Genomic DNA, 13095 nt, shown 5'->3' with positions numbered 1-13095 from the left:
TTACCTGCGCACCCGCAGTATCGACGACATGGAGTAATAAATGTCCAGACCAACTATCATCATTAACGACCTCGATGCGGAACGCATTGACCGCCTGTTGGAGCAACCTGCGTTTGCTGGTTTACCGATTGCCGACGCCCTTAACGCCGAGCTGGATCGTGCCCAAATGTGTTCTCCAGAAACCATGCCGCACGACGTCGTGACCATGAACAGCCGCGTGAAATTCCGCAATCTGAGTGATGGCGAAGTCCGTGTGCGTACCCTGGTGTATCCGGCCACTATGACTGACAGCAGCACACAGCTTTCGGTAATGGCACCTGTCGGCGCTGCACTTCTGGGGCTGCGCGTTGGTGATACCATTCACTGGGAACTGCCAGGCGGGACCTCAACGCACCTCGAAGTTATCGAGCTTGAGTACCAGCCTGAAGCTGCAGGCGACTACCTGCGCTAACTCTGTCTTATCAAAGCCACTCGCTTTATCTTACAGGGGATGCATCCGCATCCTCTTTCCGGTTAGATCTCCCTGCTCCTCGCTTCCTTTCCTGTTCGCAAAACATAAATCTGTGTCGTGACTGACAGAATCATTTTTAATACTATGCTGTTATGTGTTCATGTAATGACAAGGAGAATGTTTATGTACAACACAATCATAATGCCTGTTGATGTATTCGAAATGGAACTGAGCGACAAGGCTATTCGCCATGCAGAATTTCTGGCCCAGGATAAAGGGGTTATCCATCTGCTGCATGTGCTGCCAGGCTCAGCGAGCTTAAGCCTGCACCGCTTTGCAGCCGATGTCCGTCGTTTTGAAGAACATCTGCAACACGAAGCGGAAACCCGTCTGCAAACGATGGTCGGTCACTTCAGCATCGATCCTTCCCGTATTAAGCAACATGTCCGCTTTGGCAGCGTACGTGACGTGGTCAACGAGTTGGGTGAAGAGTTGAATGCGGATGTCGTTGTCATTGGGTCGCGTAACCCATCAATCAGCACCCATCTGCTCGGCTCAAACGCTTCCAGCGTTGTCCGTCACGCGACTTTGCCAGTGCTGGTTGTTCGTTAACAGCCACTGATTTGATAAAGAAAACCCCTGCCAGGTTAACGCCTGACAGGGGTTTTTATAGTGCAGGTGAGTCTTACTTTTTTTATGCTACTGTCGTGCGAATCAGATAATCAAACGAACTTAACGAAGCCTTCGCGCCTTCACCTGTCGCGATGATAATCTGCTTATACGGTACGGTTGTGCAGTCGCCGGCAGCGAAAACGCCTTTCACGCTGGTTTCGCACTTGGCATCGATGATGATTTCACCCATACGGTTACGTTCAACGGCACCTTCCAGCCAGTTGGTGTTCGGCAGCAGACCAATCTGAACAAAGATACCTGCCAGTTCCACATTGTGAACATCGCCGCTCACACGGTCACGATACTCCAGGCCAGTAACTTTGCTGCCATCGCCTTTCACTTCTGTCGTTTGCGCATTCAGAATGATGTCGACGTTTTTCAGACTGCGAAGCTTATTTTGCAGCACCTGGTCGGCCTTCATTTCAGGAGCAAATTCCAGCAGCGTCACATGTTCAACAATACCTGCCAGGTCGATAGCCGCTTCAACGCCGGAGTTACCGCCGCCAATCACCGCAACACGCTTGCCTTTAAACAGCGGACCATCACAGTGCGGGCAGTAGGTTACGCCTTTGGTGCGATACTGATCTTCGCCCGGAACGTTCATGTTGCGCCATTTCGCGCCGGTGGCGATGATAATGCTGCGTGCTTTCAGCACCGCGCCGGAGGCCGTTTCAATCTGATGTAGACCGCCTTCCTGCGCTGCCGGGACCAGTTTGCTTGCGCTCTGGCTGTCGATCACATCAACATCATAATCATCAACGTGTGCTTTCAGCGCGCCTGCCAGTTTCTGACCTTCGGTTTTCGGCACCGAGATGTAGTTTTCAATATCTACAGTATCAAGAACCTGACCGCCAAAACGCTCGCCCATCAGACCGGTGCGAATGCCTTTACGTGCAGAGTACACCGCTGCCGCCGCACCTGCAGGACCAGAGCCGACAATCAACACGTCATAAGCATCGCGCTTATTCAGCTCTTCAGCCGCACGTTTTTCTGCGCCAGTATCCACTTTCGCCACGATCTCAGTCAGCGTCATACGTCCCTGACCGAACTCTTTGCCGTTCATAAATACCGCCGGAACACCCATCACGTTACGATCGGTGATTTCGTTCTGGAATGTACCGCCGTCAATCGCCGTATGCTTGATACGTGGGTTCAGCACCGCCATCAGGTTCAGCGCCTGCACCACATCCGGGCAGTTATGGCAGGAAAGCGAATAATAGGTTTCAAATTCAAAATCACCGTCGAGATCGCGGATCTGCTCCAGCAACGTCTGCGCCTCTTTTGAGGGATGGCCGCCAGTCCACAACAGCGCCAGCACCAGAGAGGTAAACTCATGTCCCAGCGGAGAACCGGCAAAACGCGGTCCCTGGTGAGAACCGGGATTGGTAATAAGGAACGATGGCTTACGCACCGCCAGAGTATTGTCTTCTTTGAAGGTGACTTTTTCTGACAGTTCAGCAATTTCAGTCAGCAGTTCCTTAATTTCTGCCGATTTAGCGCTGTCATCCAGCGTCGCAATCAGCTCAACAGGTTTGGTCAGTTTCTCAAGGTAAGCCCTGAGCTGGGTTTTCATATTTGTGTCGAGCATTCTTCTTCCCTCTCTGAAAACATCATCATGCAAGCCGATTTTGCGGGACTGCATTAATGCAACTTGCGTCATGGTGCTGGAATGAAACAGGCGCAAATTTGCGCCTGTGGAATGCCGGATGCACTACGTTTATCCGGCCTACAAACTATGCGACTTAGATTTTACCAACCAGGTCCAGAGATGGCGCTAAGGTTGCTTCACCTTCTTTCCATTTCGCCGGGCAAACTTCACCTGGGTGGGAAGCGACGTACTGTGCGGCTTTGATTTTACGCAGCAGGTCAGACGCATCACGGCCGATACCTTCAGCAGTAACTTCGATTGCCTGGATGATACCCTGCGGGTCAACAACGAAGGTTGCGCGGTCAGCCAGACCTTCATCTTCACGCATGTTGTCGAAGTTACGGGTCAGGGCGCCAGTCGGGTCGCCGATCATCGCGTATTTGATTTTTGCGATGGTTTCAGAGCTGCTGTGCCATGCTTTGTGGGTGAAGTGGGTGTCGGTAGACACGGAATACACATCTACGCCCAGTTTCTGCAGTTCTTCATAGTGGTCAGCCACATCGCCCAGCTCGGTCGGGCATACGAAAGTAAAGTCAGCCGGGTAGAAGAAGAAGACGCTCCAGCGACCTTCGGTATCTTTCTCGGTTACTTCGATGAACTCACCGTTTTTGAACGCCTGGTTTTTGAAAGGTTTAATTTTGGTATTAATCAAAGACATCTGTACTTCCTCCGTGTTTTCGTTGAGAGATAAGTTAACGAAAATCTCTTCGCAGGGCTAATGCGTTTCCTTTATCAAATCAATAAGCGTTAACTAACAACCCACTCAAACTCATGTTGTGAACCTAAAGATAAAAGTAAAAAAGGCCCCCTTTGCAGGGAGCCTCATTACCCGAGCTACCCGCAGGTAACGTCAGTGCCAGCAGGGCTGGCTATGTGTTGCGCTCTACATTACCTTAACAAAGGTCGTAACAGCGATGGGGATTACATCACCCAACTCAAGAAAGGGCAATCGACAGACCGTCGATCTTACCTATGGCTGTGATAGGTTTTGCAATCAAGCCCCCTTTCCTGCTGATTTTATAAGGAAAATCAATGTTTAAACGCACCTTACTCTTAACTCTTCTCCCCGCTATCGTGCACGCAGAGGAGCTCCCTGCCCCAGTTAAAGCCATTGAGAAACAGGGAATTACCATCCTGAAGCCCTTCGACGCGCCGGGAGGAATGAAAGGCTATCTGGGAAAATACCAGGACATGGGGGTCACTATCTATGTCACACCTGACGGTAAACATGCCATCTCCGGCTACATGTATAATGAAAAAGGCGAAAACCTCAGTAATGCGCTCATAGAAAAAGAGATCTATGCCCCTGCCGGACGTGAGATGTGGCAGCGAATGGAAAAAGCGTCCTGGATTCTTGACGGAAAAAAAGAGGCCCCGGTCATTGTCTACGTGTTTGCCGATCCTTTCTGCCCCTATTGCAAACAGTTCTGGCAGCAGGCGCGTCCGTGGGTAGATTCCGGGAAAGTTCAGCTACGTACACTGCTGGTTGGCGTGATCAAACCCGAAAGTCCAGCAACTGCTGCAGCGATCCTCGCAACTAAAGATCCGGCTAAAACCTGGCATGACTATGAAGCCTCCGGCGGGAAAATGAAGCTGGAAATCCCAACTTCGGTCCATCCTGAACAGATGAAGGTACTGAATATCAACCAAAAACTCATGGATGATTTAGGTGCTAACGTGACGCCTGCTATCTACTACATGAGTAAAGACGATACGTTACAACAGGAAGTGGGATTACCCGATAAAGATAAATTAAATATTATTATGGGAAATAAATAAAGGTAACAGAATGAGTGATTGTTATGGTTCTCATTTCAATCACTCTTTTAAATGTATTTTTATCGTAACCATCACGCAATCTGTGTTATTTTAGTTTAAGTTAATTATTCATTAAGTACACAAGCATAAATTTTAAGAATGATTAGAATTTAAATTATTCAATAATTGAATTATTCAACATATTACCATCACGGGAAGGTATGCATGGCTAACCTCTATGACCTCAAAAAATTCGATCTTAACCTGTTGGTAATTTTTGAATGTATTTATCAACATTTGAGCATCAGTAAAGCTGCGGCCACACTGTATATCACCCCTTCAGCCGTCAGCCAGTCATTACAGCGACTGCGGACACAGTTTAACGACCCCTTGTTTATTCGCTCCGGCAAAGGCATTACGCCCACGGTCACAGGGGTAAATCTTCATCTTCACCTTGAAAAGAATCTTAATAATCTGGAACAAACCATCAATATCATGCACGGTTCCAGCCTGAAAAATAAATTTGTAATCTACAGTCCGCAAATTACAACCAATCTGAATGTGACATCTTTAATTAATAACCTCAGAGAAAACTCAGATATTGAAATTGAGCATCATGATATATTGATGTCAGCAGAATCGGCTGAAAATATCCTTGCCTATCGTAAAGCCGATCTGGTTATTTCAATAACACCGATCCACAATCGGTCTATTGTATGCACTCAGTTCAAGACCATTGAGTGTGTTTTAGTATGCAGCGGCAACCACCCCAGAATAAATGAAGCGAGTACGCTCAAACAAATTCAGCAAGAGCAATTTACATATTTTTCGTCTGAAGATCAGGGGATTAAAGACTATCGTTCCCGTGCCAGTGAATCGATGGCATTCCATAAAGTGGGGTTTAGTAGCGACTCCTTACTCTCAATTGCTAACGTTATCGCCACTACGGATATTATTGGTGTAATCCCCAAACAAATTTATGAACTCTATCAACCAGCATTGAAATTTAAAGAAATTAAAACCGATTTTGAATTGCCAAAAATCAAATTATTCATCATGTATAACCGCGCATCACTGAATAATAAAGCCTTTGCAGATTACATAAACAAACTGTCTTTAGATAGTTAATGATAACGCATTTAAATTCACATGAATTATACAACAGCACAATAGCATACAAATAATTAATGCATTTAAATATTGCATGCCGCAAGAAAAAGCCTATTTTATTACGGACATTTATTATGGTTGCAAATAATAAAAATTCGATATAGGTTTTGTATGTCTGTTTATAAAATACCGCTGGATAAAAATGTTCTGCAAGCTGCGCAGGAACGTATCGCATGGACACTTGAATCCTTGCCGCGTGTCTGCGTTTCTTTCTCTGGGGGTAAAGATTCAGGGCTAATGTTGCATCTGACCAGCGCCATTGCCCGTCAGTTACAGAAAAAAATAAACGTCTTATTTATCGACTGGGAGGCTCAGTTTTCCTGCACTATCGACTATGTCCAGGCGCTACGCGAGAGTTATTCCGATGTCATCGAAGAATTTTATTGGGTTGCATTGCCGCTGACGACGCAAAATTCACTGTCACAATTTCAGCCTGAATGGCAATGCTGGGAACCAGGCACTCAATGGGTGCGCCAACCGCCCGCAGATGCCATAACCGATCCCGAATATTTCTCTTTCTACCAACCCGGTATGACTTTCGAGCAATTTGTTCGTGAGTTCGCTGACTGGTTTTCGCAGAAACGACCGGCAGCCATGATGGTCGGGATCCGCGCCGACGAGTCATATAATCGTTTCGTCGCCATTGCGAACTCGAAAAAACAGCGTTTTGCCGATGATAAACCCTGGACCACCAGCGCCCCCGGCGGGCATACCTGGTATATTTATCCGATTTATGACTGGAAAACTGCAGACATCTGGACGTGGTTTGCGAAGTCAAGACTCCCTTGTAATCCCCTGTACAACCTGATGTATCAGGCGGGTGTTCCCACACGATATATGCGCATCTGCGAACCCTTTGGACCAGAACAACGCCAGGGACTGTGGCTTTACCATGTTATTGAGCCTGAACGCTGGGCGATGATGTGCTCCCGCGTCAGCGGGGTAAAAAGTGGCGGGATATATGCTGGTCAGGACAACCATTTTTACGGTCACCGCAAAATATTAAAACCCGAACATTTAAGCTGGCAGGAATACGCCATGCTGTTATTGAAGAGTATGCCGGAAACGACCGCTGAACATTACCGCAATAAAATCGCCGTCTATTTACAGTGGTATAAGAAAAAAGGCATGGAGAATATCCCACAAACCCAGGAAAGAGATATTGGTTCAGTGGATATTCCGTCGTGGCGGCGTATCTGCAAGGTCCTGCTGAATAACGACTATTGGTGCCGGGCACTCTCATTTAGTCCAACGAAACCCAAAAACTATCAACGTTACAATGAGCGCATGAAAACAAAACGCCAGGAATGGGGACTCTTATGCAACAACGATTAACTCAGGAACTCCTCGGCTTTCTTTCTGGTTTATCAGAACCAGAGAGAATTGAAGCCATAAATGAATTCAGAAAAGCAATACACAGCGTCAGTCCCTTCCGCGAGGAGCCCGTAGATTGCGTACTTTGGGTTAAAAATGATCATATTTCACCCAATGACTACAACCCCAATAACGTTGCGCCACCGGAGAAAAAGCTGCTGCTGAAGTCCCTCGAGGCTGACGGGTTTACGCAGCCCATTGTAGTGGTTCACTCAACGGCTGAAGAATACGAAATTGTCGACGGTTTCCACCGCCACGAGTTAGGTAAAGCCAAAGCCTCACTGAGGCCCAGGCTGAAAGGATATCTGCCGGTTGCCTGTTTAGAACGCGAACGCCATGAGCGAATGGCGGCAACCATTCGCCACAACCGCGCTCGCGGGCGTCATCAAATCCACGCCATGTCCGAGATTGTCCGCGAGCTATCGCAACTGGGATGGAGTGAAGAAAGAATTGGCAAGGATCTCGGTATGGACAACGACGAGGTGTTACGCCTGAAGCAAATCAACGGCCTGCAAGCGTTGTTTGCCGACCGTCGATTCTCCAAAGCCTGGACCGTGAAATAGCTACAGCGAAACCAGACGCTCGGCTGCCGCTAACAGCGTCGATTCTTGCTTGGCAAAACAGAGGCGAATCAGTTTATGCGGGAAAGGATCGGCGCAGAACACCGACAGCGGGATTGCCGCAACGCCCACTTCAGTGGTCAGCCACTGGCAAAACTCCACGTCGTTAAGCGAGGAAACGGCGCTGTAATCGACCAGTAAAAAGTACGTGCCTTCACACGGCAGAATTTCCAGTCGGCTGTCACGCAACGCGTTCACCAACACGTCGCGTTTTTTCTGATAAAACGCGGGCAGTTCGCGATAGTGTGCAGGATCTTCTCGTAGCATATCCGCCAGTGCGAGCTGAGCCGGCGTGTTGACGGAAAACGTCAGATACTGGTGCACTTTTCGTAGCTCAGCGCTAATGGCGGCTGGCGCAACGCAGTATCCGACCTTCCAGCCGGTCATGTGGTAGGTCTTACCAAACGATGAAACAGCAATAGCGCGTTCCCGCAGCTCTGAATGTGCCAGCACGCTGGCATGCCCCTGTTTGGCGAAACAGATATGCTCATACACTTCGTCGCTGATGACAAAGATCTCGCGTTCTTTAATCGCCTGCCATAGCGCGTCGAAATCGGCGTGATGCCACACAGTGGCAGAAGGGTTATGCGGCGTGTTCAGGATAACCAATCGGGTACGGTCGCTGAGTAAGGCACCAAACGCCTGCCAGTCGACGCGAAAAGCCGGTGGTTGCAGGGCGATACGTTTAACCACACCGCCGGATAATTCAACCGCAGGCGCATAGCTGTCGTAGCTCGGGTCAAAACAAATCACCTCATCACCAGGGCGCACCAGCGCAGTGATCGCGGCATACAATGCTTCTGTGGCTCCCGCCGTGATGGTCACTTCACTATTCGCGTCAGGTTTATAGCCGTACAGGTCTGCCGTTTTATCCGCGATAGCTTCGCGCAGCGGCTGCACGCCCGTCATCGGCGCATACTGGTTTGCGCCATGCGCGACGTGATACGCCAGACGCTCTTGCAAAAAGAGTGGACCGTCAAAATCAGGAAACCCCTGCGAGAGGTTAATGGCCTGATGCTGCTGCGCCAGCGCACTCATTTGCGTGAAGATAGTAGTGCCCAGATTAGGCAGTTTGCTTTGCGGAATCAGCGGGTTATTACTCATTATTGTTATCCCAGCGTGTGATGTTGTGGTTGAAGCCACTATAGCACGATGCTAGTATTTGGCAATCAAGACGTTCAGACGTCTATATAAAAATAACCAGCCTGGACAGGACAGCCAAAAGGACAACACAACATGAGTAATACCGAAATTCGCGTCGTCACCGGCCCGGCCAACTATTTTTCCCATCCCGGCAGCCTGGTAAGACTCAACGATTTTTTCTCTGCCGACCAACTTTCACGCGCCGTGTGGGTTTATGGTGAACGCGCCATCGATGCAGCCCGCCCTTACCTGCCAGAGGCTTTTCATCTTGCCGAGGCTAAACGCCTGCTGTTTACGGGACATTGCAGCGAAACCGATGTTGCTCAACTGGCAAAAGAGTCGGGAGAGGATCGCAGTGTGGTGATTGGCGTGGGAGGCGGTACATTGCTCGACACCGCTAAAGCGTTGGCCCGTCGTCTGGATCTGCCGTTTGTCGGTATTCCTACGATTGCGGCGACCTGCGCTGCCTGGACGCCACTCTCCGTCTGGTATAACGATGCGGGCCAGGCTCTACATTTCGAAATTTTCGCTGACGCGAATTTCCTCGTGCTGGTCGAACCCGAGATCGTTCTCAATGCGCCAGAAGAATACTTACTGGCGGGGATCGGCGACACGCTGGCAAAGTGGTATGAAGCCGTCGTGCTCGCACCTCAGCCGGAAACACTGCCATTGACAGTACGTCTGGGTATTCAAGCCGCGCAAACCATCCGCGATGTCCTGCTGGAAAGCAGCGAGCAGGCGCTGGCAGACAAACAACAAGGCACGCTAAGCCGCACGTTTTGCGATGTAGTAGATGCAATTATTGCCGGAGGCGGCATGGTTGGTGGTCTGGGCGAGCGCTACACCCGCGTGGCGGCGGCGCATTCTGTTCACAATGGCCTGACCGTCCTCCCACAAACTGAGAAGTTTTTACACGGCACCAAAGTGGCGTACGGCATCCTGGTGCAGAGCGCGCTGCTGGGACAAGATGATGTGCTGGCGCAGTTAATTACCGCTTATCAGCGATTCAACCTGCCAACCCGATTAGCTCAACTGGAAGTGGACATCAATAACCGCGCCGAAATCGACAAAGTGATTGCGCACACTCTGCGCCCGGTGGAGTCCATTCACGCCCTGCCGGTAACGTTAACGCCGGAGACACTGCGCGCAGCATTCGAAAAGGTAGAGTCGTTTACGGTGTGACTAGGGTGCGGGTTGCCTGATGACGGCTTCGCCTTATCAGGCCTACGACGACAAATTACGCCAATACAATGTTGTAGGCCGGATAAGCGTCAGCGCCATCCGGCAAAAAATCAACAGCACTTCGCGCCACCTTTCCCGCCATATCGTGCATCCTGGCGCTCACGGAAAAATTCTTCGTAGGTCATTGGCGTCTGGTCCGGATGCGTGACGCGCATATGTTCAACATAGTTGTCGTAATCCGGCACACCTATCATTAATCGGGCGGTTTGACCTAAATACTTCCCGGCTTTGGCGAGTGTTTCAAACATAGTGTTTCCCTGTCGTACAAACGCCCTCCCCGTTCAGGAGAGGGCTGGTTGGTTAAGAGAATATTAGTGCGCACCTTTCGCCTGCGCCACGATCTCTTCGACATTCTCAGGCATCGGCTCGTACGGTGTCTCTTTCGAAGTTGGTTTGTCCTCTTTCAATGCTGCCAGCGCAGTTTTGATGGAGAACAGACCCAACACCACAACGACGACCATGAAGAAGATGGTGAGACCCGCATCCAGGCGGTTGTTAAACACCAGTTGCGTCAGCTGCGACTGGGTGTACTGCGCCGGAATGTTACCGCTGTCGATCATCGCCTGGAACTTGTTGGCGATAGCCAGGAAGCCGATTTTCGCATCCGGGCTAAACGCTTTCTGCCAGCCAGCGGTCAGGGTACAAATCAGCAGCCAGGCCGTTGGCACCAGCGCCACCCATGCGTAGCGCTGGCGTTTCATCTTGAACAGCACCACAGCACAGAGCATCAACGCCATACCGGCCAGCATCTGGTTAGCGATACCAAACAGCGGCCACAGGGTATTGATACCTCCCAGAGGATCCACCACGCCCTGGTGTAAGAAGTAACCCCAGGCCAGCACGCACAGCGCCGTCGCCAGCAGGTTTGCAGGCAGCGAATCGGTACGTTTCAGCCCCGGTGACACCACACCCAGCAAGTCCTGCAGCATAAAGCGCGCGGCCCGTGTACCGGCATCGACCGCCGTCAGAATAAACAACGCTTCAAACAGGATGGCGAAGTGATACCAGAACGCCACATCCATCATGCCGCCCAGCGCGCCGTGCAGAATGTACGCCATGCCTACCGCCAGCGTCGGCGCACCGCCTGCGCGGGAGATAATGGATTGTTCGCCGACATCATTCGCGATCTGATGCAGCGTATCAGGCGTGATCACAAAGCCCCAACTGCTCACTACCTGTGCCGCTGATGCAACCACATCGGTAGTTCCTGCTGGTGCCAGTACTGCCATTGGGCTGTTCATCGCAAAGTACACGCCCGGGTCGATAACACAGGCAGCCACCAGCGCCATAATGGCGACAAAGGATTCCATCAGCATCCCGCCGTAGCCGATAAAGCAGGCCTGACCTTCATTCGCCAGCATCTTCGGCGTGGTACCGGAGGCAATCAGCGCGTGGAAACCAGAAACTGCACCACAGGCAATGGTAATAAACAGGAACGGGAACAGGTTGCCGCTCCAGACCGGACCCGTACCGTCAACAAACTTGGTCAGTGCAGGCATGGTCAGCGTCGGGCGCATGATCAAAATCCCTACCGCCAGACCCACAATGGTGCCGATTTTCAGGAAGGTAGAGAGGTAATCACGCGGGGCTAGCAGCAGCCACACCGGCAGCACGGCGGCAACAAAACCGTAGCCCACCAGCATCCACGTCAGCTGTACGCCGGTAAAGTCAAAGTACGGTGCCCAGGTCGGGCTTTCAGCCACCCAGCCGCCGGAAATAATGGCAAACACCAGGAACACCAGACCGATGACCGACACTTCGCCAATGCGGCCCGGGCGCAGATAGCGCAGATAAATCCCCATGAAGATCGCCAGCGGGATGGTGAACGCCACGGTGTAGGTTCCCCACGGACTGTGGGTCAGCGCTTTCACGACGATCATCGCCAGTACCGCGAGAATAATCACCATGATCATAAAACAGGCCACCAGCGCAATAACGCCCGCCGTTGGGCCCATCTCTTCTTTCACCAGTTCGCCAAGGGAACGACCATCGCGACGGGTAGAGACAAACAGCACCATGAAGTCCTGCACCGCACCCGCCAGTACCACCCCGGCGAGCAGCCAGATCATCCCCGGCAGATAGCCCATTTGCGCCGCCAGCACCGGTCCAACTAACGGACCCGCTCCGGCAATTGCCGCAAAATGGTGACCAAACAGCACTTTTTTATCGGTGGGAACATAATCCAGACCGTCGTTATGGCGCACGGCTGGCGTCATACGTGTCGGGTCCAGCGCCAGTACATTTTTCGCGATGTACAGGCCGTAGAAACGGTATGCGATAAGGTAGACACAGACCGACGCCACGACTATCCACAACGCGTTGATCTGTTCACCACGATTTAATGCGATATAGCCGAGGGCAAATGCTCCCATAACGGAGAGCACTGTCCAGACGAGGTACTTCCCTGATTTGTTCATAGTTGTTATCCGTTGTCCGATCCAGAGAGATGTTACATTTTGTTTCTATAACATCTTTTCTGAATTTAACAACCTGACAACCATGCAAACCCGAAGTATCACTGAGTATTTACATTGCATTGTTAACTAGATCACTTCATTTACCTGTTAACTCTGCAATTTCATTTTACTTTGCCGGGTGATCTCACCCCATCACCGCAGTGCCTAAACGGCAGGTGCAGCAGCGTCGTCCCTGCTCATCAAAGATGACGATTTCCCAGCTTTGATTTTGACGCCCAAGGTGCAGCGGCTGGCAAACGCCGCGCACTTTCCCTTGCGATACCGCCCGATGATGCGTGGCGTTGAGTTCCGTCCCCACTACGCATTGCCCGTCGCGGGTCATCAGATAACCCGCCATTGAACCCAGCGTTTCCGCCAGGGCCGCGGATGCGCCGCCGTGCAGCAGGCCAAATGGCTGATGCGTACGGCTATCCACTGGCATTTCGGCTTCCAGCACATCATCACCCAGCCGGGTATAGACCATGCCTAAATGCGCCACCATCGTGTTCTGACTGGTGGCATTGAGTTCATCCAGCGTTAAATGACGCTTCCAGATCATCG

The 13095-nt window shown here is 50.9% G+C and carries 13 protein-coding genes; 7 read left to right on the top strand and 6 right to left on the bottom strand.

The genetic code is table 11. The annotated features are described in order from the left end of the window. Positions 1–40: 40 nt before the first annotated feature. Both rnk and uspG read left to right on the top strand, forming a co-directional pair. On the top strand, positions 41–451 hold the full coding sequence (gene rnk, locus OGY72_RS02720) for a nucleoside diphosphate kinase regulator (RefSeq protein ID WP_003022104.1): 411 nt from the start codon (positions 41–43) through the stop codon (positions 449–451). A 183-nt stretch (positions 452–634) separates the two neighbouring features. After that, complete coding sequence (gene uspG, locus OGY72_RS02715; protein WP_003022101.1) at positions 635–1063, top strand: universal stress protein UspG; 429 nt, start codon at positions 635–637, stop codon at positions 1061–1063. Positions 1064–1145: 82 nt separating this feature from the next. Here uspG and ahpF read toward each other — a convergent pair whose 3' ends face one another. Next, positions 1146–2711 carry an alkyl hydroperoxide reductase subunit F gene (gene ahpF, locus OGY72_RS02710; protein WP_003831260.1) on the bottom strand — a complete coding sequence of 522 codons (1566 nt, stop codon included), beginning with the start codon at positions 2709–2711 and terminating at the stop codon, positions 1146–1148. A gap of 154 nt (positions 2712–2865) precedes the next feature. Further along, on the bottom strand, positions 2866–3429 hold the full coding sequence (ahpC, locus tag OGY72_RS02705) for an alkyl hydroperoxide reductase subunit C (RefSeq protein ID WP_002894394.1): 564 nt from the start codon (positions 3427–3429) through the stop codon (positions 2866–2868). Between the two features lie 374 nt (positions 3430–3803). Between ahpC and dsbG the strand changes: the two genes are divergently transcribed. From dsbG to OGY72_RS02685, 4 genes are all read left to right on the top strand, one after another. Next, a complete protein-coding gene (dsbG, locus tag OGY72_RS02700) occupies positions 3804–4550 on the top strand; it encodes a thiol:disulfide interchange protein DsbG (protein ID WP_126318861.1) in 747 nt (248 codons plus the stop codon). A gap of 204 nt (positions 4551–4754) precedes the next feature. Beyond that, the gene (gene citR / locus OGY72_RS02695) at positions 4755–5657 is read left to right on the top strand and encodes a DNA-binding transcriptional repressor CitR (RefSeq protein ID WP_148362274.1); all 903 of its coding nucleotides are present in this window, start codon (positions 4755–4757) and stop codon (positions 5655–5657) included. A gap of 153 nt (positions 5658–5810) precedes the next feature. After that, on the top strand, positions 5811–7034 hold the full coding sequence (locus tag OGY72_RS02690; RefSeq protein ID WP_286546679.1) for a phosphoadenosine phosphosulfate reductase: 1224 nt from the start codon (positions 5811–5813) through the stop codon (positions 7032–7034). Next, complete coding sequence (locus OGY72_RS02685) at positions 7019–7636, top strand: IbrB-like domain-containing protein (RefSeq protein WP_286546676.1); 618 nt, start codon at positions 7019–7021, stop codon at positions 7634–7636. Before OGY72_RS02690 ends, OGY72_RS02685 begins: the two co-directional genes overlap by 16 nt. Here the strand turns inward: OGY72_RS02685 and OGY72_RS02680 are convergent, their stop codons facing one another. Next, the gene (locus tag OGY72_RS02680) at positions 7637–8797 is read right to left on the bottom strand and encodes a pyridoxal phosphate-dependent aminotransferase (protein ID WP_286546674.1); all 1161 of its coding nucleotides are present in this window, start codon (positions 8795–8797) and stop codon (positions 7637–7639) included. A 132-nt stretch (positions 8798–8929) separates the two neighbouring features. On the opposite strand from OGY72_RS02680, the gene OGY72_RS02675 reads away from it, so the two are divergent. Next, positions 8930–10018 (top strand): oxidoreductase, encoded by a 1089-nt coding sequence (locus OGY72_RS02675; protein WP_191235666.1) that lies wholly within the window; start codon positions 8930–8932, stop codon positions 10016–10018. A 110-nt stretch (positions 10019–10128) separates the two neighbouring features. Here the strand turns inward: OGY72_RS02675 and OGY72_RS02670 are convergent, their stop codons facing one another. The 3 genes from OGY72_RS02670 to entH all read right to left on the bottom strand — a co-directional run bounded on the left by OGY72_RS02670 (position 10129) and on the right by entH (position 13093). After that, positions 10129–10326: a YbdD/YjiX family protein gene (locus tag OGY72_RS02670; protein ID WP_003022064.1), complete on the bottom strand. Its 198-nt coding sequence runs from the start codon at positions 10324–10326 to the stop codon at positions 10129–10131. Between the two features lie 63 nt (positions 10327–10389). Next, positions 10390–12495, bottom strand: coding sequence for a pyruvate/proton symporter CstA (cstA, locus tag OGY72_RS02665; RefSeq protein WP_016152202.1), 2106 nt, complete (start codon positions 12493–12495; stop codon positions 10390–10392). Between the two features lie 184 nt (positions 12496–12679). Next, a complete protein-coding gene (gene entH / locus OGY72_RS02660) occupies positions 12680–13093 on the bottom strand; it encodes a proofreading thioesterase EntH (protein WP_003022055.1) in 414 nt (137 codons plus the stop codon). Between the last annotated feature and the right edge of the window lie 2 nt (positions 13094–13095).

The organism is Citrobacter sp. Cpo221, assembly GCF_030332345.1.
Taxonomy (GTDB): domain Bacteria; phylum Pseudomonadota; class Gammaproteobacteria; order Enterobacterales; family Enterobacteriaceae; genus Citrobacter; species Citrobacter portucalensis.
The sequence above is the reverse complement of the archived record's forward strand: the minus strand, read 5'-3'. Positions and strand labels throughout refer to the sequence as shown.

Bases quoted from the DNA above. Each gene is read 5' to 3' on its own strand.
- OGY72_RS02670 (WP_003022064.1), bottom strand. From the start codon at position 10,326: ATGTTTGAAACACTCGCCAAAGCCGGGAAGTATTTAGGTCAAACCGCC.
- OGY72_RS02680 (WP_286546674.1), bottom strand. From the start codon at position 8,797: ATGAGTAATAACCCGCTGATTCCGCAAAGCAAACTGCCTAATCTGGGC.
- ahpC (WP_002894394.1), bottom strand. From the start codon at position 3,429: ATGTCTTTGATTAATACCAAAATTAAACCTTTCAAAAACCAGGCGTTC.
- ahpF (WP_003831260.1), bottom strand. From the start codon at position 2,711: ATGCTCGACACAAATATGAAAACCCAGCTCAGGGCTTACCTTGAGAAA.
- uspG (WP_003022101.1), top strand. From the start codon at position 635: ATGTACAACACAATCATAATGCCTGTTGATGTATTCGAAATGGAACTG.
- OGY72_RS02675 (WP_191235666.1), top strand. From the start codon at position 8,930: ATGAGTAATACCGAAATTCGCGTCGTCACCGGCCCGGCCAACTATTTT.
- dsbG (WP_126318861.1), top strand. From the start codon at position 3,804: ATGTTTAAACGCACCTTACTCTTAACTCTTCTCCCCGCTATCGTGCAC.
- entH (WP_003022055.1), bottom strand. From the start codon at position 13,093: ATGATCTGGAAGCGTCATTTAACGCTGGATGAACTCAATGCCACCAGT.
- OGY72_RS02690 (WP_286546679.1), top strand. From the start codon at position 5,811: ATGTCTGTTTATAAAATACCGCTGGATAAAAATGTTCTGCAAGCTGCG.
- rnk (WP_003022104.1), top strand. From the start codon at position 41: ATGTCCAGACCAACTATCATCATTAACGACCTCGATGCGGAACGCATT.
- OGY72_RS02685 (WP_286546676.1), top strand. From the start codon at position 7,019: ATGCAACAACGATTAACTCAGGAACTCCTCGGCTTTCTTTCTGGTTTA.
- citR (WP_148362274.1), top strand. From the start codon at position 4,755: ATGGCTAACCTCTATGACCTCAAAAAATTCGATCTTAACCTGTTGGTA.
- cstA (WP_016152202.1), bottom strand. From the start codon at position 12,495: ATGAACAAATCAGGGAAGTACCTCGTCTGGACAGTGCTCTCCGTTATG.